Source organism: Brevibacillus antibioticus (assembly GCF_005217615.1).
Taxonomy (GTDB): Bacteria; Bacillota; Bacilli; order Brevibacillales; family Brevibacillaceae; genus Brevibacillus; species Brevibacillus antibioticus.
On record NZ_SZNK01000001.1, the window covers coordinates 176226 to 193744 of the forward strand.

Annotated in this window: 19 protein-coding genes and 2 pseudogenes; 20 read left to right on the forward strand and 1 reads right to left on the reverse strand. The window is 44.5% G+C overall.

Annotation, left to right across the window (positions count from 1 at the left end; genetic code table 11):
- Positions 1-36 precede the first annotated feature (36 nt).
- The 13 genes from E8L90_RS00830 to E8L90_RS30520 all read left to right on the forward strand — a co-directional run bounded on the left by E8L90_RS00830 (position 37) and on the right by E8L90_RS30520 (position 11136).
- A complete protein-coding gene (locus tag E8L90_RS00830; protein ID WP_137027585.1) occupies positions 37-816 on the forward strand; it encodes a DNA and RNA helicase in 780 nt (259 codons plus the stop codon).
- Positions 817-830: 14 nt separating this feature from the next.
- Complete coding sequence (locus E8L90_RS00835) at positions 831-1499, forward strand: hypothetical protein (RefSeq protein WP_137027586.1); 669 nt, start codon at positions 831-833, stop codon at positions 1497-1499.
- Entirely contained in the window at positions 1496-2920 is a 1425-nt protein-coding gene (locus E8L90_RS00840) for a contractile injection system protein, VgrG/Pvc8 family (RefSeq protein ID WP_137027587.1), read from the forward strand. Before E8L90_RS00835 ends, E8L90_RS00840 begins: the two co-directional genes overlap by 4 nt.
- 72 nt (positions 2921-2992) lie before the next feature.
- Positions 2993-4138 (forward strand): pentapeptide repeat-containing protein, encoded by a 1146-nt coding sequence (locus tag E8L90_RS00845; RefSeq protein ID WP_137027588.1) that lies wholly within the window; start codon positions 2993-2995, stop codon positions 4136-4138.
- A complete protein-coding gene (locus E8L90_RS00850) occupies positions 4135-4686 on the forward strand; it encodes an imm11 family protein (RefSeq protein ID WP_137027589.1) in 552 nt (183 codons plus the stop codon). The genes E8L90_RS00845 and E8L90_RS00850 overlap by 4 nt, the downstream gene beginning before the upstream one ends.
- Complete coding sequence (locus E8L90_RS00855; RefSeq protein ID WP_137027590.1) at positions 4673-5098, forward strand: DUF4280 domain-containing protein; 426 nt, start codon at positions 4673-4675, stop codon at positions 5096-5098. Before E8L90_RS00850 ends, E8L90_RS00855 begins: the two co-directional genes overlap by 14 nt.
- Before the next feature lie 10 nt (positions 5099-5108).
- Positions 5109-7763, forward strand: a complete 2655-nt coding sequence (locus E8L90_RS00860) for a contractile injection system protein, VgrG/Pvc8 family (protein WP_244297118.1) — start codon at positions 5109-5111, stop codon at positions 7761-7763.
- A gap of 38 nt (positions 7764-7801) precedes the next feature.
- Positions 7802-8164, forward strand: coding sequence for a hypothetical protein (locus tag E8L90_RS00865; protein ID WP_162309025.1), 363 nt, complete (start codon positions 7802-7804; stop codon positions 8162-8164).
- 187 nt (positions 8165-8351) lie between these two features.
- Entirely contained in the window at positions 8352-8729 is a 378-nt protein-coding gene (locus tag E8L90_RS00870; protein WP_244297119.1) for a hypothetical protein, read from the forward strand.
- 90 nt (positions 8730-8819) lie between these two features.
- Positions 8820-8942 carry a hypothetical protein gene (locus tag E8L90_RS31045; protein ID WP_279633642.1) on the forward strand — a complete coding sequence of 41 codons (123 nt, stop codon included), beginning with the start codon at positions 8820-8822 and terminating at the stop codon, positions 8940-8942.
- 295 nt (positions 8943-9237) lie between these two features.
- Positions 9238-9414, forward strand: coding sequence for a hypothetical protein (locus E8L90_RS29830; RefSeq protein ID WP_162309026.1), 177 nt, complete (start codon positions 9238-9240; stop codon positions 9412-9414).
- Positions 9415-9545: 131 nt separating this feature from the next.
- Positions 9546-10055, forward strand: a complete 510-nt coding sequence (locus E8L90_RS00875) for an HGGxSTG domain-containing protein (protein WP_137027592.1) — start codon at positions 9546-9548, stop codon at positions 10053-10055.
- 187 nt (positions 10056-10242) lie between these two features.
- Positions 10243-11136 carry a recombinase family protein gene (locus tag E8L90_RS30520; protein ID WP_244297120.1) on the forward strand — a complete coding sequence of 298 codons (894 nt, stop codon included), beginning with the start codon at positions 10243-10245 and terminating at the stop codon, positions 11134-11136.
- Positions 11137-11224: 88 nt separating this feature from the next.
- Here the strand turns inward: E8L90_RS30520 and E8L90_RS31280 are convergent.
- A pseudogene (locus E8L90_RS31280) lies at positions 11225-11597 on the reverse strand (endonuclease V); the annotation flags it as partial.
- A gap of 41 nt (positions 11598-11638) precedes the next feature.
- Here E8L90_RS31280 and E8L90_RS00890 point away from each other — a divergent pair.
- The 7 genes and pseudogenes from E8L90_RS00890 to E8L90_RS00925 form a co-directional block, all read left to right on the forward strand.
- Positions 11639-11947 (forward strand): annotated as a pseudogene (locus E8L90_RS00890) (DNA/RNA non-specific endonuclease); the annotation flags it as partial.
- 18 nt (positions 11948-11965) lie between these two features.
- Complete coding sequence (locus E8L90_RS00895; RefSeq protein WP_137027593.1) at positions 11966-12421, forward strand: immunity protein YezG family protein; 456 nt, start codon at positions 11966-11968, stop codon at positions 12419-12421.
- Between the two features lie 377 nt (positions 12422-12798).
- Positions 12799-13062 carry a hypothetical protein gene (locus E8L90_RS30425; protein ID WP_244297121.1) on the forward strand — a complete coding sequence of 88 codons (264 nt, stop codon included), beginning with the start codon at positions 12799-12801 and terminating at the stop codon, positions 13060-13062.
- Between the two features lie 17 nt (positions 13063-13079).
- Positions 13080-14054 carry a hypothetical protein gene (locus E8L90_RS00905; protein WP_137027594.1) on the forward strand — a complete coding sequence of 325 codons (975 nt, stop codon included), beginning with the start codon at positions 13080-13082 and terminating at the stop codon, positions 14052-14054.
- Positions 14055-14076: 22 nt separating this feature from the next.
- Complete coding sequence (locus E8L90_RS00910) at positions 14077-14532, forward strand: DUF6630 family protein (RefSeq protein ID WP_069848054.1); 456 nt, start codon at positions 14077-14079, stop codon at positions 14530-14532.
- 208 nt (positions 14533-14740) lie between these two features.
- Positions 14741-16828, forward strand: coding sequence for a polymorphic toxin type 15 domain-containing protein (locus E8L90_RS00915; protein WP_244297122.1), 2088 nt, complete (start codon positions 14741-14743; stop codon positions 16826-16828).
- Between the two features lie 19 nt (positions 16829-16847).
- Complete coding sequence (locus tag E8L90_RS00925) at positions 16848-17384, forward strand: T6SS immunity protein Tdi1 domain-containing protein (RefSeq protein ID WP_137027595.1); 537 nt, start codon at positions 16848-16850, stop codon at positions 17382-17384.
- The last annotated feature ends 135 nt before the right edge of the window (positions 17385-17519 follow it).

Genomic DNA, 17519 nt, shown 5'->3' on the forward strand with positions numbered 1-17519 from the left:
CCAGGCAGCTTAAATGAACAGGAAGGGGGAACAGCGGTGTTTTCCCATCTCTATCCCAATTTTCATAAAGGTCGAATTCTCAAGCGGGAGATGCTTGAGAATCTGCGTGATTACCCGCGACATTTTGTCGATTTATACTTTCAAGATTATACAGACGGCATTATTTCCGGGATGGATGTAACGATTGGCGAAGGGCACCTCACTGTCGGTAGAGGGATCGTCAAGCATCAAGGACGGATTTACTTGTTTGAACGCGAAGAGCGTGTCCCTTATGAGGCTACAGGTATGGAGACGGTGCTCAAGATTCGCTTTCAAGAGGAGACTTCGCTGACAGACTATTACGTTTACGAGACGTCGTATGTTCTCGATCAGGAGATAGAGTCACGTCAGGATGAAAGGGAGTTGGGGCGCTTCAAGCTCAAGCAAGGAGCTAGGCTACGGGGGGATTATCAGGACTTAGCCGATATGGCGACTGAATTCAACACGTGGAATATCGTGCATGTCGAACATGCCGGGAGAAACGAGCCAACGCTTGCTCCCAACATCCTGCGGTATTTTGCGAATGAAATACTCAAAACTATCACCAATCACCCGTATGATCTCGCCTTTGCCATGCAGTGCTTGAATGCGGACAGAGTAGAGCGGACACTTATTCTTCATTATATAGGCAACAGACTGGGGACGGGTTACCGCGAGTACACGAACCTACAGATTCTCAAATACCTCGCACGTATATTGGATGACGCCAAGAGTGGCGGAAAATCTTCAAAAACGGAGTGGAAAACAGGGGGGCGTCAGCGGGTTATTGTTGATTAACGAGAGGATGGTGAATGGAAATGGCGCGTATGGATGAAAGCATTATCGGTATGTTAAATGAGCTTTCCGGTGAGGATGCACAGCCAGCAGCAATACGTTTTGGTCCCAAGGGCAGAAACCGACTGGATGTGGTGAACAAATCATTTATTACAGTCGGTGAAGAGAGAATTCCCATGGAGGACAAGCGCGTCCTCGACGATCTCGTACAGATTCGGCTCCCGAAGACATTTTCCATCATGAGTCCAGAAGTAGCAGCTCTGAAGTATCCATCGGAACGTAGGCCGTCCCTGATTTTTACGAACGAAACAGCTTCAATTAACCTGGCTTTTACCTATACCGAGAGCAAGCTGGCGGATTCTCCTGCGCAGCTAAAAGCCTTCATGGATGTCATGAAGCAGGTTTTGCGGAGAACACAGCCGCTCGCTCGTTGGCAGGAGGAAGGAATACGTGAGATTACCGGGACCAGCGTCGGATTTTTCGAGTTTGTTGCACCAGCATTGGATACAGACATTTACAACCTGATCAGCTTTGTCTCCCTACAGGGACGCGCTCTTCTCTGCACGTTCAATTGCACGGAGCAGGAGCTGTCAGATTGGAAGCCAGTAGGCTGGGGAATCATGGATTCCTTGTCGCTCGTATCCGCCAATTCAGATGAAAATGGGAAGGGAGAAGGGGAAAAGTGAGTCTTCCTGTCATTGCCTACAACAATTTGCAAATCTCTCCTTATCAATTGACGCATCTGGTAGAACTGACGATTACGAAAAAGATCAATGAGCATGCCCGCCTGATATTTACGGGGATCGTACCAGAAGAATTGAAGGACAGCTATGTAGAAATGACAGAAGCACAGACCCCGATCGAAATCAGCCAGGTGGATAACGACGGCAACGCCACGCCGCTTTTTGCGGGGATCGTTCTGGAGATAGGCATCAAAGCCGTACGAGACGTGTATTATTTGTACGTCGAAGCTGTCTCGCCTACGTACAATCTCGACGTGAAGCGCAAGAGCCGTTCGTTTCAAAACAAAGCCATGACCTACGGTGCCCTTTTGAAAACAATCGCAGGAGAATACCCAGGCATGGACATTATGGACATGGCCTCCAATGGTGGGAAGCTGGGCTCCTTTACCATGCAGTATCAGGAGACGGATTGGCAATTTCTGAAGCGACTTGCTTCGCGTTTTCAGACCGGACTGATGCCAGCATCCGTTTTTGAAAAGCCGAAGTTCAGCTTCGGTGTGCCAGAGGGTGCATCGAAAGGCAAGCTGGACGATTTTCACTATCGGGTGCGCAAAAATTTGAATGAATTCCGCCATTCCTCGGAAAACGGGGTCAAGGGCGTGGATGAAAATGACTACATCTTTTACGAGGTAGAGACGGATCGCGTGCTCGATTTGGGCAACGGTGTGGATTTTAAAGGGAAGAGCCTATATGTGTATGAGGCCCATACCGAGATGAAGAAAGGCTTGCTCAAGCACAAGTATTTGCTCGCGTCCAAAAAAGGAATGAGCCAAAAGCCGCTCCACAATTCGCTCATCGTAGGGGCATCGGTGCAGGGGAAAGTCATTGAGGTCTCCAAAGACAACGTCAAAATCCACCTCGATATCGATGAGAGCCAGAGCAAGAGCGAAGCGCACTGGTTCCCGTATTCCTCGGTTTATACAGCCGAAGGAAACAGCGGTTGGTATTGCATGCCGGAGCTCGATGACTACGTTCGCGTCTATTTTCCGAGCAACAAGGAAAGTGACGGGATTGCGATCAGCTCTGTCCGGAAAAATTCAGACGAGGGCGAAACGAACAAGCTCGGGAATCCCGATATCAAATATTTCCGCACGGCCAACGGAAAAGAACTGATGTTCAGCCCGTCGGAGGTATTACTTAGCGCAAAGGACGGGGAAATCCTCATTCGCATGACCGATGCGGACGGCATCCAGATTTTCAGCAAGAAAAATATCAAGGTTGTCTCCGAAAAGGACATCCTGATGGACTCTGCCACGAAGGTGATTATCTCGGCGAAAGAGGAGATCAGTCTCACCTGCAAAGAGAGCAACATCAAGATGGACGGAAATACAAGCATCGTCGGGCAGGAGCTCAAAACCAATTGACACACATGGTTGCCACGCGGGTAACCGTGTGTTTGGTGTATGCAAAAACGGTGAGAAGAAGGGGGGATTGGCATGGAGAGAGAGGAAGCCTTGCAGCATTTCAAGGAGGACGAGGTGCCAAAGAGAACCATCGCCAGCCTGCATGCCTTGGATGCTTACTATCAGGCGAATAAAGAGAGGCTCGCAAAAGAATTTCTTCGTTCATTTGAAGAGGTTTGCCGACGAGTCGTTGACATGCAGGAGCGAGGGGAAAAAGGCAAGCTGGCGCACTTGACCTATTCCATGCTGCGGACGGAGCTTCTTCTTGGAAGCAGTCATTATTTGCTGGAAGCTACGGACAGCAGTTGGTTTTTCGATCCGGTGGAGTGTCAAACCAGCTATGATGCGAGCTGGGCATTCCGCTTTTTGGATCGGCTCGCAGACGAATGGAGTGAGGCTGCCAGAGCGTATGCCGGACACGTAAGACTTCCCGATATCGAACGGATCAAGCTCGTGGAGGCAGAGAAGTTTCATCAATATGTCGTTCACCTGATCCGTTATGCCATGGTGCAGGCTGCTCAGCTGGAAGTCTTTCAACAGGTGGACAAGGAGCCGGCGCTGGAGGTGCGTGTCGGTGAATATTTGGATCATAGCGAGATCGTGTACTGTCTGGACACTCGCCATAAAGATTCCGAGATGATCCGTGCTTGGCTGGAAGAAAAGCAAGAGCTGGAATACGGCTACAAGGTTTTTGCTGGCCTCGATTTGGCAGAAGGGAAATTCGACGGGTTGGACCTGCGCTATTCGGACTTTTCGGACAGTCGATTCACGAATGCAACTCTTCGGGAAAGTGTTCTGGTGGGGACGAGATGGCATCGTGCACAGCTTCGAGCGGTTGATTTCGGTGACAGTCTCATACATGGATCGGATTTTACAGGAGCGAATCTACGAGGAGCGAGCTTTCGCGAAGCATCCGGTCCAAAAGGTCTGCTCGAACCAGATGGGTGGGAGATGCCCGGTTTTGATGGCCTCTCTTTCGTCGGGGCGGACTTGACCTTGACTGATTTTACCGGAGCCGACCTGCGGGGCGCGGATTTTACGGATGCGATTTTGACGGGAGCGAATTTTAGCAGAGCGCTTCTGGAGAGAGCCATATTCCCGGAGGATATCAGAGAGACGGTTCTTTTGGATGAGCTTCAGGAGCGACATGTCATTTGGCGAGAGGGGAGTAAGGCATGAATTATTTCATCTTGTCACAGGACGAGCGTATCGCGAGTGCGGTAGAGCCAACCAACGTTTTTGACGTCATCCGGCAGGAGTGGCTCACCACAGAATATCAGGAGGAGCTAGACGAGGCCGTCATCCAGTTTGACATCAAGCAAAAGAAAGAAAATGACTATCTGGATTTTCTCGACAGACCGATCCCGCTCTATTCCAACCGCTTAAAGACAATCATCCACAAGTTCGCGCCGAAGCTGTTCGTCAAATCTGTCGTACTGGTAGACAGGGAGCGGATCAAGCAGGACTTGTACTGGCTGATGATCCTGCCGCGTGTGAACTGCCTGTCCGAGCAAAGCGAGTTTCACAGGGACGGCTCACTCAAAAGGCTGGTTCTCGATCCTGAAAAGGTTGGGCGCCATACGATTTTTCAAATCGAAGGGATTCGTGAACCGTATATCATCATCGATTTGCGACTGGCGGAAGCTTTGCTGCGCAGGGACTTTTTCGGTATCCGCTTGAAAAAAGCAGAGCAAGCAGGGGGGAGAATGAGTCATGCCCATGATTGAAGATGTCGATGTTGTACCGTCGTCCGCTCCGAAGAAAAGCTACGTCGTGGCAGGCGCGATTCTCTCGTGCGACTACGGGAGCCAGAAGAACAAGCTGAAAACGCCGTTTAGTCATGGCGTGTACATTCGCAATCATGCACAGATGAACGTGAATGACTATATGCCCCAAGTGAACATCATGCCGTTCGGCAAATGCAAATACGAGAAAAATCCAACAGTTGCAGCTGCAACTGCTGCTAACAACGGTGTACTCAAGCCGATGCCATGCATTCCCATGGTTACGATGCCCTGGATAGAAGGCAAGGCAGATGTACTCGTGGAAAACCATCCCGCCCTGTTAAACACCAGCACGAACATGTGCATATATGGAGGCTGCATTCGCATCGAAGACGACGGACAGGAGCAATCGTGAGGGGGATTGTATGAATACGACAGAGAAGCTGGCTGGATACGAGAATATCCAGTTGGTCTCACCCTTTGAAATCCAAAGCCTGCAAGATGTCAGAATCGTGAAGAAAGTCAATGAGCATGCCAGATTGTTCGTCACCGGAATCATCCCGGAGGAAAAAAGTGACCGTTACATTGAGATGGCGACGAGCGAGGATACAGTCGCGCTGAATTTGGTGGAAAACGGTTCGCTTACGAAGACACTGTTCAAAGGCCTCGTGGATTCCGTCAGTGTCAATTTTGTTCACGGCGTGTACCATTTGGAGCTCGAAGCGGTCTCGCATACACAGCGAATGGATGGACAGCGCAAGATGCGCTCTTTTCAGCATAAACAAATGACCTATGCCAGTCTGCTGGATGAAATCACGAAGGACTATCCCGGCTCGGATTATTTGGATCATGCTTCGAACGGAGCGCCGCTTGGGACCATTGCCATCCAGTATCAGGAGACAGATTGGGAGTTTTTAAAGCGACTGGCCTCCCGCTTCGGCTCTATTCTCGTCGCCGAGGCAGTCGCGGATACGCCAAAGTTCTGGTTCGGCTTGCCCGAGGGACGCACGGCCCAACTGACAGACGCCAGCTACACCATTAGCAAAAGGCTTTCTCCCTATATGGAAACGACAGAAAACGGCTATGCGGCAGGTATGTCGGAAAACGATTTTCTCACCTATGAAGTAGAAAGCGGACAGGTCCTCCAGCTCGGAGATCGCGCGAACTACCAGGGCAAAGAGCTGGTAGTCGCCGGGTCTACCACGAGAATCGATCATGCCCTTCTCATTCACACCTATCAGCTCATGCCCGAAGCAGGCATCCGTCAAAACCCTATCCGCAACGATGACATATGCGGCGCTGCCCTGGAAGGCAAGATCATCGACATCCAGAAGGACACCGTCAAAATCCACCTCGACATCGATCCGAAGCAGCCCAAGGCAGAGGCGAGCTGGTTCCCGTATGCTACGGTCTATTCAGCAGAGGGCAATAGCGGTTTTCACTGCATGCCGCAAATGGGCGACTCCGTCAAGCTGTACCTCTCCACACCAGATGAAGAAGGCGCCATGGCAGTCAGCTCCGTGCGAAAAGGCGGGGGCAGCACGGCGAAAACGGGCAATCCCGGCATCAAGTACTGGGGAACCAACTTTGGCAAAGAGTTGATGATGGGCGGTAAGGAGCTCGTTCTTACAGCTAAGGAGAGCAAGGAAGGCAATATTTTTATCAAGCTACATGAAGAGGACGGCATCGAGATTCACAGCATGCATCCCATTGTTTTTTCCTCGGAAAAGGATATGGAGATTACGTCAGACACCAAGGTTGAGATCAGGGCCAAAGAAGCGATCTACCTCATGTGCAGCACCAGCAGCATGATTTTGGACGGGGAAGTGGATCTTCAAGCGCCGAAGATTGAGATGGTCGGGCTGACGAAGGCGCCTGTGGTTGTGGAGGATTTGCCGCAGGAGGAGGAAGAGGAGGAAGAGGAGCAGCAGGAAGAGGAAGAGTCTGGCTGGGGTGGATTTCTGGATGGTGTACAGTTAGCGCTGGATGTTGTGGGACTCATTCCGGGTCTGGGAGAAATAGCGGACTTAGCGAATGCAGGAATCTCGCTCGCACGAGGAGACTATGCAGGAGCAGCGCTATCTCTAGCGGCGTGTATCCCTTTTGCAGGCTGGGCGGCAACCGGAGCTAAGCTGGGAGCAAAGGCGCATAAAGCACTAAAGGGAACGAAAGTGGGACAGAGAGTGCTCGAGGTAGCAGACTCAGCGGCGGATGTAGTGAAGACGGTAGCAAATGCCGTCGAAAGTACCGTAGGGAAGGTCTGGACGGCTGCCCGCAAAACACTAGACGAGATGGATGTGATGCAAGCCGTCCAGCGAATCAAGGAGCAGTTGTACGCTAGCGTCATGGCCGCAAAAGATGCTGTCATAGCCAAGGCAACACAGATGAAAGAACAGCTCAAGCAAAAGGCTAGGAAGCTGCGCGATGATATGCAAGAAGGCTTGCAGAATTTAGCAGATAGTTTGGGCCCTCAGTTACAATCGGCGGAAGGGTTTCCAATAAAATTCTCGAATAAAAAAGATGTGGTAGAGCTTGCCCCTACGGAGAACCAACTGAAGTGGCGTGAAACATATGGGGGACCGAATGGGCAGAAGCCGAATCAAAAGCCGCCGGAGAAGCCGCCTGAGGGGACGGGAAAACCTCCAAATCGAGTTTATGATGAATTTGGGAATCCACTTCCTTTTGGTTTTTCTAACGTTAAGCAATATAATGACTTTGTAAAGTCTTTGAAAGAAGAGCTACCAGAAGGAACACAAATTTTATTCCAAGGAAGTTCCGTGACGGGAGTGAGTCACAAAAAAGGATTACCATTTGACCAAGGCAGAAAAAGTGATTTTGATATCGCTTTAGTTAATGATGATCTATTTTTGGAAGCGTTAGAGGTTGGAAGAGGTGGTGGGTTTAAAATGAAAACTGACCCAAATAGAATAGGGCCGCTCGATGAAAAGCAGCTTGATAGGCTTGGATTGTTGGAAATTATAGAAAAGAAATCGAAGGAAGCTGGTCGTCCTGTAAGTTTTATGCTCTATGAGAGTGTAGAACAAGCTCTTAAACGACCAAGTTTAATGGTGACACCATGATAAATAGGTACTTAAAGTTTGGTATAAGTGTTGATGATATGGAACTTGTGAGTAAAGACTTACAAAATCTCTTAAACATATGCTTTGAAGAGCACGAAAGTAGTTACTGGGGAGAATATAATGTTGCTCATTTATCTGAAACGGAGAGTATTAGGCTAGTTTATAATTATATTGACGATGACTGGCAGGAAGAAGAATTTAAAGAATTCCCGTTATTGCTTGAACTAAATCGGATACTCGAACCTGAAAAGATGATGTACTTTCTTTGTAAAAACCTTTCGTATATCTCTCTATTATATATGGATGAAATTGATGCAAAGGTCTCATCGAGAAGATATGTTATTGAAAACGGTCAATTTAAGCTGGTTTATGAGCATTTGAGAAAGAAAAACAATGATTAGCTGGGTCTGTCAAAAGTTTTGTGTAAACTAGATTTACAACTCCAACAAGGGGATCGTACAATACAACCAACAAACCAAACACAAAACAATTCAAACACTTGATAAACTTTCAAAGCTCTTTCCAACTTATTTTATGAGTAGGAATGAGCTTTTTTTGTATGCTCAAAATCAAAGGAGGAAAAGGAAAATGGCAAAACATGAACAGGTAGTAGAGGATGCATTGGGTTTAATTGCTCAGGCACAAGCAGAATATGAAACGATAGTGGAGCAAGTGAGGTGCTACTGTCAGAAAGCACGAGCGTTACGGCAACAGGCGGACGAGTTAAGACGATCTAGTAGTACCGACCCTCAAGTAGCAACAGAAATAAGCAAGCTACTGGAACAGGCTGATTATTATAATCATCTAGCAGATCAGAAGGACGGACACCCAAGACTGGAAATCCTGCGCCGTATAGATAGCTTGGAACGAGAAGCATCTGGATTAAGGGATACTGTACAGCACAACGCAAACGTATTAGTCCGTCAACAGATAGAACTGGAAAAAACGGAACGAGAACTGTGTTAATGGTACAACGAGCAAAGGAACAAATACAGGAAACGGAACAGCTATTGGAATCCCAACGAACAAAACTGGAAGAATTGGAGGGGAACAGAATTGAGTAGGAAGTTGATAAAAGGATTTGAACCACTAGAGGAGATTATTGAGTCGGCAAACGAGGAAGGAATCATTGAAATTGTAGATGACGAGGACATTATTGAATTGGTGATGGAGGAATAGACGTATGGAACAACTAAGCCCCTAAGATCATTGTAAGTACGCCGAGAATATAGAAGACAATACGAACGTGAGTATCGGCGCAAATGGAGACAGAAGCCGGAGAATCGTCTGAAAGCGAAGGAGTACGAGCGCAGATACTGGGAACGAAAGGTACAGCAATCCAAGGAATAACACATGCAGCCAAACGCTCGTAGGTAACGCACCCATTCAAATGTACGACCAAGGACATTTTACCACAACAGACACGAAACCACGAGAGCAACCAAATACGAAAGTCATAGGAGGAAATAGCACAATGACGAAACATGAAGAATTCTTATGGGAACTGTTACACCACGAGATCGAAACGAAAGCAGAACTAACACATATGTACTTTGACTGTTTTACGTTCATCGCTCAAACAGAACAGCTTGAGGCATTTCAGTTGCATAAGAAACAGAGGGTAGAGAGTAGGAGGAAAGCATTAAAGTAGTCATTCCTTGAAGATGATGATTAAGAATAGTGAACATGTATTGAAACAGATAGATAAACAGCTTGGAGGCAAGATGACCTCCCCCCGGTAGGGGAAACGATACCCCATGAAGTGAGGTTAGGGATATAAAAATGGAACAGAAACGATGTGGAGCCAAGACGAAAAGCGGTGAAGCTTGTAAAAAAACGGCTCTAAAGAATGGACGTTGCAAGTTGCATGGTGGAAAATCCACGGGTCCGAAGGACAGGGCGAAACATAGCGAGAGCCTGAAAGGCAACAAAAACGCCTTGAAGCACGGACTGTACGAAACGATCTGGCTAGATACGCTAACGGAGGAAGAACAAGAGTTGTACCATCAGGTTTCAATCGACCCGAATGTACAGGTGGATAGCGAGTATCGGCTTTCAGAATTACGCATTAGGCGTATGCTTATACGTATTCAGCAGGAGGAACAAAAGGATAAGCCTGACCCTGCTGAAATCAGAGCGATTGAAGACGCCATCACCAAAGTGCAGATGAATGTCGCGACACTGATTCGGGAGAACGGCAAGCTCAGGGATATGCAGAAGCAGAAAAGCGATGGCTCGTTAGACCAGTTGGTCGAGATACTACAACAAGCTAGAAGCAAGTTTCAAGGATGAAGATAGGAGCAGACAGAGCACACGCTTTGTTTCGCTCCTTTTTACTACCGCAGAAGGCGTGGCATCTAAAAATGAATGTAAAGATGTCTTACCACGATCACGGTTAACGAGCGGCAAAAAAGATAAAGAGGGTTGTAAATGCCTTCCGTAAGGTCGTATGGTGTTACAAAAAACAGGAGGCATTTACATGAAGGAAACGAAGGTCAAGAAATGGGTAGGCTATGTGCGTATCTCCTCGGACAGTCAAATGGAGAACACATCCATTAGTGAACAGGTAAGGCAGATTGAAGCGTTTTGCGTGAGTCAGGGCTGGCAACTGGCAGCGATCTTTAAGGACGAAGGAGTTAGCGGCAGCACAATAGAACGAGATGGTTATCAAGAGATGTTGCATTACATTCAGCAGCCCGAACATGAGGTTGGCGGAATTGTCGTGACGAAATCAGACCGTATCCATCGTCAATTGAATCATCTGCTGGACTTGATCGAAGAAGAACTGGAGCCAAACGGTATGGCGTTCATTAGTGTGACGGAGCGAATGGATACCTCGACTCCGCAAGGGAAAATATTTTTACAAATGCTTGGCGGTTTTGCTGAGTTTGAACGTGCCACGATCAATGAACGCACGAAAAACGGACGAATTTCCACAGCTAGAAAGAATCAATACGCTGGTGGAGGAATTCCGTATGGGTATAGACTATTGAACGTTGACACAACTTATTGTGATCAGCCTTTTACAGGTATTGGATATGTTAAATATCCTAACGGAGTGGCCAAAAGGGAGACTCACTATAAAGACGGATTTCCACATGGGTTTCGAAGAGAACGGTTTCCTAATGGAAAAATTCAAACAGAATATGAACTAAGAAGAGGGAAAGTTCACGGACGTAGGACTTACTGGCATTCAAATGATTCAATAAGATCAATCGGGCATTATGAATGGGGAGTTGAACTAGACTATACTGAATGGAGTGAGAATAGTGAGTTAATTGAAAAACGCAAGCTTGACCCTGAATCCCCAGATTCCAACTATAAAATTTTATTGAAGTTTAGAGAATACTATTCCAAATATGAAAATCTTTGAGTTAGCTAGCAACTCTAAAGAAGATTCTTTAGTCATAGTATTTATAGCGGGAGACAAGGGCAAAAATCCGCCCTTGTTTTTCTTATTTTTAATTAGGATTATCGGGGATGTTTGCTAATGCTTTATTAACAAGTTGATCCGATAGCCGAGTTGTCTCTGGCAATCGATATTTTGGTATGAGTTTTAATATCCACTTGCAAGCTGTAGTTAAGGAAATGCGATGACCAGCTGATACGAAGATAGGTTTAATGTTCTCTTGGGTTCTTAGTACACTCCCAATGATCTCCACCATTATCAACTAATGGCGAGAAAGACCCTCTTTTTGATTCAGGTTCTTTGAACTTCCCTATACTAACCTAGTTTTCCCGCATCCAATCGTTGGATATCAAACAGAATGCCTAAATGACTAGCTAACCCAAGTCTTCTAGGATGTGCGATCCCTGACCATCACAGACAATTATTAACCCAGGAGGATAATTTACAATTAACAAAGAGAACAGAAAGAGTGTCACACAGCAAAAATACACCGGGTAAAATAAAAGGGAAAGACGAAGTAGGACATTTGGCAGGTGATAGATTTGGAGGCTCACCTAAAATTGACAATTTGGTTTCACAATTATCAGATGTTAATCAGAAGAAATATAAGAAAATCGAAAATAAATGAGCTGCAGCTTTGAAAGAAGAACCTCCCAAAAAAGTAACAGTTGATGTTGAGATAGTTTACTCTGGTAATAATATGCGTCCGGACAAATTTATTGTTAAGTACACTATTGATGGTAAAGCAGGTAGTGCAAAATTCAAAAATTTTTAAAAGGAGAGGAATGTAGTTATGAAAGGATTTGAAGAAAGGTTTAGTGAATTGCAAGCAGATATGATATCTATATGTATGGAATATGTCGGAGATAGGGCCAATAAAGTATATGTTTATGCTTCATGTGAAGAAGATATGATATCGAGTAGTTTCTTTTATTTAATGAATAATAAATATGTAGAGTGTCATAAGTTGAATGTTGTATTGGAGGATGGGGACGAAAGTTATGATGTTTCTACAGAAAGACAGTTTATGGTATTAAATATTATCAATGATAATATCGAAAAAATCGAAGAATTGTGCAAAGAATTTGAAAAAGACATGCCAACTGAGATGAAATTAATATATGATGCTACGAGTGGCAAGTTTCAAGCTGAATACAAGTATGATTTAGTGCACACAAATGATGATATAAAAACGGCTGATGACTTTGCTGATGAATGGTTTGAGGAGATAAAAAGTAAATCTCTTTAATGGCTCAACTTAGAAGGCTTGGGTCTCCCAGTCTGTCAAAAATTTTGAGTATAAATGGCTTACAAGCCTAACAACAAGATCGTACAAAACCGACAAACCAAACACTAAAAAACATGAAAAACACGTTTATAAACTTTCAAAGGCTTATTCCAACTTGCCATACCAGGAGGAGTAAGCTTTTTTGTTCATGTCAATTTTGTCCTTTCACAAAAGATAAACAGTTCTAATCGACACTTTGGTGGATTGGGTAGATAAACGTAGTAGCGTTTAAGCCGGGGGATTTGCCAATAAGTCGTCTGTACCTTAAGTACTTCCAAATACTTAGGAACGGTATAGACGCGGCATTTTTATCAAAAGGGCCGCCACCTAAGTTAACAATGATTGAATCGAAAGCATCAGATTCAGCTAGCTTTAGTTATTCCGATAAACAAAAATTGGGCGGAGAAAAATATTTCCAAAATATAATTGATAGTGGTGATGCAAGGTATGCAGATTTTGCGCGGAAATTTAAAAAATTAAAAAAAGAAAATCCAGGACTTCAATATGATTTTATTAGAGTAGAAACAGATATTAAGATAACCAAAACTGGATTCGGAGTAGATGAATTAAAAGTAAAAGATTGGAGTAAAGAAATCGAGTAACCTTAAGGAGAATTAAAATGCTCAACCCAAAAAAATTAGAAATGGCGTATAAAAGATACAAGGAAAATTTTACAGAGGGTATCCGATATGAAGATATAAAAGAGGAATATGATGATAGCAAGAGTGAAATCACTGATACAGTGGAATACAATACCATAGAAAAGGATCATATTTTACTAATAAATTTAGCCTCAATTTATTCATATCACTTGTCAAAATGGAAAAACGATGTGCTGGCTAATGGCGGAAGTCAAGTGGAAGGATTAAAAAACATGCAAATGGTAGTATTTTATCAGTGCATGGGGCAAGATCTTTATAAAATCCGGTATCCTCAAATGATAGTAGAATACTCTTTTAAGGGAGTTTTAACATCTTTAATTCATTTCACGATGTTTGGGTGGGAGAAAGAAGAAAATATATTATTTGATTTTATTGTTGATCATTTCGGTGGGCCTTTAATGGAGGTTAATGATGACAACAAGCATACTTGGTTTTTACTTGAGTTATACTTGAAATATAGAAATAAAACAATTATGGGAACAAATCAAAAATTACATTTAACTGTTAAAGAAAAGTATAAGAAAGCTGGGCTACAATGCGGTTTAATATCTGAAGATCTAGATGTTTATAGTGAAGTGTTGGAAAAATGGTCAACACCTAGTTCGGAAGAAATCGAAAATTTGGTCGGGAAAATGGTGTTGTATCATTCACAATTAGCCTCAGAAATAGGACAACTAGGTGAATTTGGTGACTTCAGATACGGATTCTATCCTTTTGAAATTTTGTTCTTGCTTTATGTGAGGAAACAAATGGATTTGTATGCTCCAAAACAATTTGAAGAACTATTGATGAATACCCCAGAAGCAAAGATGGTGTTTGGAGACCCTGAACCATACCCTGAATGGGACCCTTTGTTGCTCCAGATAGATAATTTTTATCGTAAAAATTACCCAGAATATATCCCGAACAAACATGGAGTATTGTTTCGATAAATAATATACGGGGGACGTCAATATGTATGGTCAAGGTATAGCACAGCTGATATTCCCAGATAGCAAAGATTTAGAAGAATTTATTAGGGATCATGAAGAGCTGGATTTACACGAAAGCTTATTAAAATATGGACTGTCCACAAAGAAATTTTTATTTCTCGACTATAAAGGTGAGCAGTATCAAGAGATCGTCAATTATATTTTGGATTATGAATTCAATCTTCAAAATGAATTAGCTTCACAAGAAGAACTTGAAGAGCTCGGGAATTTTGAGTATGAATATGTACCTGAAAAGATAAGGGAAGCAAATAGGATACTGTCACAAAGGGGATATGGATTATTTACTTATCCGACCTCTGGTGACTTTTATGCATTATTCATCGCCCAGCTGGAGAATAAAACAAGATTACTGGAAGTAGAGCTACTTGCTGACGAAAGAATTCCTTTAAAAGAAAGATATATAAAGTATTATTCCTAAGATGGGGAAAACCGCTGATCCATGATTCAAAAGCGGCAGTGACTACGTGAAAACGAGGATTTTAAAACAAAAGAATACTATTCTAGTATTGGTAGACAGGTCAATCATGTGCATTTACTGACATGATTGACTTGTTTTTTTGTAACTTTTCTTTCCAGCCCAACTGACAGACGACAGCTACACCATCAGCAAAAGGCTGTCGCCCTATATGGAAACGACAGAAAACGGCTACGCGGCAGGCATGTCGGAAAACGATTTTCTCACCTATGAAGTAGACAGCGGACAGGTCCTCCAGCTCGGAGACCGCGTGAACTACCAAGGAAAAGAGCTGATCGTCGCCGGGTCAACAACCAGAATCGACCATGCCCTTCTCATTCACACCTATCAACTCATGCCCGAAGCAGGCATCCGGCAAAATCCTATACGCAACGACGATATATGCGGCGCTGCTCTGGAAGGCAAGATCATCGACATCCAGAAGGATACCGTCAAAATCCACCTCGACATCGATCCGAAGCAGCCCAAGGCAGAGGCGAGCTGGTCCCCGTATGCCACGGTCTATTCAGCAGAGGGCAACAGCGGCTTTCACTGCATGCCGCAAATGGGCGACTCCGTCAAGCTGTACTTCTCAACGCCAGACGAGGAAGGTGCCATGGCGGTCAGCTCTGTGCGAATAGGGGGAGGCAGCACGGCGAAAACGGGGAATCCCGGCATCAAGTACTGGGGAACCAACTTTGGCAAAGAGTTGATGATGGGCGGCAAGGAGCTTGTTCTCACAGCCAAGGAGAGCAAGGAAGGCAATATTTTTATCAAGCTACATGAAGAGGACGGCATCGAGATTCACAGCATGCATCCGATCGTATTTTCCTCGGAAAAAGATATGGAGATTACGTCAGATACGAAGGTCGAGATCAAGGCCAAGGAAGCGATCTACCTCATGTGCAGCACCAGCAGCATGATTTTGGACGGGGAAGTGGATCTCCAAGCACCGAAGATTGAGATGGTCGGGCTGACGAAGGCGCCTGTGGTTGTGGAGGATTTGCCGCAGGAGGAGGAAGAAGAGGAAGAGGAGCAGCAGGAAGAGGAAGAGTCTGGCTGGGGTGGATTTCTGGATGGTGTACAGTTAGCGCTGGATGTTGTGGGGCTCATTCCAGGTCTGGGAGAAATAGCGGACTTAGCGAATGCGGGAATCTCGCTCGCACGTGGAGACTATGCAGGAGCGGCGCTATCTTTGGCGGCGTGTATCCCTTTTGCGGGCTGGGCGGCAACGGGAGCCAAGCTGGGAGCAAAGGCGCATAAAGCACTAAAGGGAACGAAAGCGGGACAGAAAGTGCTTGAGGTAGCAGACTCAGCGGCAGATGTAGTGAAGACGGTAGCAAATGCCGTCGAAAGCACCGTCGGGAAGGTCTGGACGGCAGCCCGCAAAACACTAGACGAGATGGATGTGATGCAAGCCGTCCAGCGAATCAAGGAGCAGTTGTACACTAGCGTCATGGCCGCAAAAGATGCTGTCATAGCCAAGGCAGAACAGTTGAAGCAAAAGGCTAGGAAGCTGCGCGATGATATGCAGGAAGGCTTGCAGAATTTAGCGGATAGTTTAGGCCCTCAGTTACAATCGGCAGAAGGGTTTCCAATAAAATTCTCGAATAAAAAAGATGTAGTGGAGCTTGCCCCTACAGAGAACCAACTGAAGTGGCGCGAAACATATGGTGGACCGAATGGGCAGAAGCCTAATCAAAAGCCGCCGGAGAAGCCTCCTGAGGGTGAAAAACCCCCTAAGAATGAGGAGACTGGTAAACCTGTAACAAGAATTGCAGAAGTGGAAGTTAAGTTTAAACGTAATCCTAAGCATGATTCAGACGAGTTTGCTAGACAGCTGAAAGATCAGGAAAAAGGTCTTAATGAATTAACTGTAGATGAATTTATAAAGAATAGAGATAAATATATACAAAACGGTAGAGCTAAAGAAGGAGATGCCGCTCAAAAACTAGCTAGAAAAAAAGCATTACAGGATAAAATTGAAGAGTTACGAGAGCAAGGATTGTCTTATAAAGACGCAGAAAAAGAAGCGAATAAATGGATAAAAGACCAAGCAGCACTTCATAATCCTGACCAAATTGCTGGAGGAGATCCACTTCATATAACCGGTATGGGGGATAAAAGAATTAATTCTTCCATTGGTTCTCAATGGAAAAATAATATAGATAGCATGGATAAACAAATTAGAGATATGGCTAAAGAAATGACAGAGGAAGAACGAAAAACAACTTATTTAAATATTAAATTAAAACACTAAGACAATGGAGGCAAAATTAATGATGAATAATGATTTCGTATTTATACAGCAGCCCACTATAAGCTTGATTGAACAATATAAAGGGAGAATTCCTGACCAAGTTATTGAATCTTGGGAAAAACACGGTTTTGGAATTGCGAAAAATGGATATTTAAGATTTGTAAACCCACAAGAATATCAAGAATTATTATCTGAGGTATATGTTCGACATAATTTAGCAATCCCTTTATTTACGACAGCAATGGGTGACGTTTTGGTTTGGGAAGATGGGTATTTATTAGGGCTAAACTTTAGAAAGCACGAAGTAAATGTATTGGCGAAAAACTTTAAATTCTTTTTTGGAGATCTAGATGATGAGTATTTTTTAGAGAAGGCTCTTGATTGGTTACCGTATCCAGAAGCTAGTGTCAAATATGGAAATGTGGAGTTTGATGAATGCTTCGGTTATGTGCCGATTCTAGGATTAGGTGGACCAGAAAAAGTGGAGAACTTAAAAAAAGTAAAGCTTATTGAACATATTTATTTGATTACGCAGTTTATGGGTCCCATAGAGTAATAGAATTAATATAAATTACACCATTAATAAAACTTTCAAAAGCTTATTCCGCCTTGAATGATGAGGAGGAACGAGCTTTTTTCATGCCAAAGCTAAGGTGAAGATTTAACGGACGATTATTTTGGAGATTAAAAT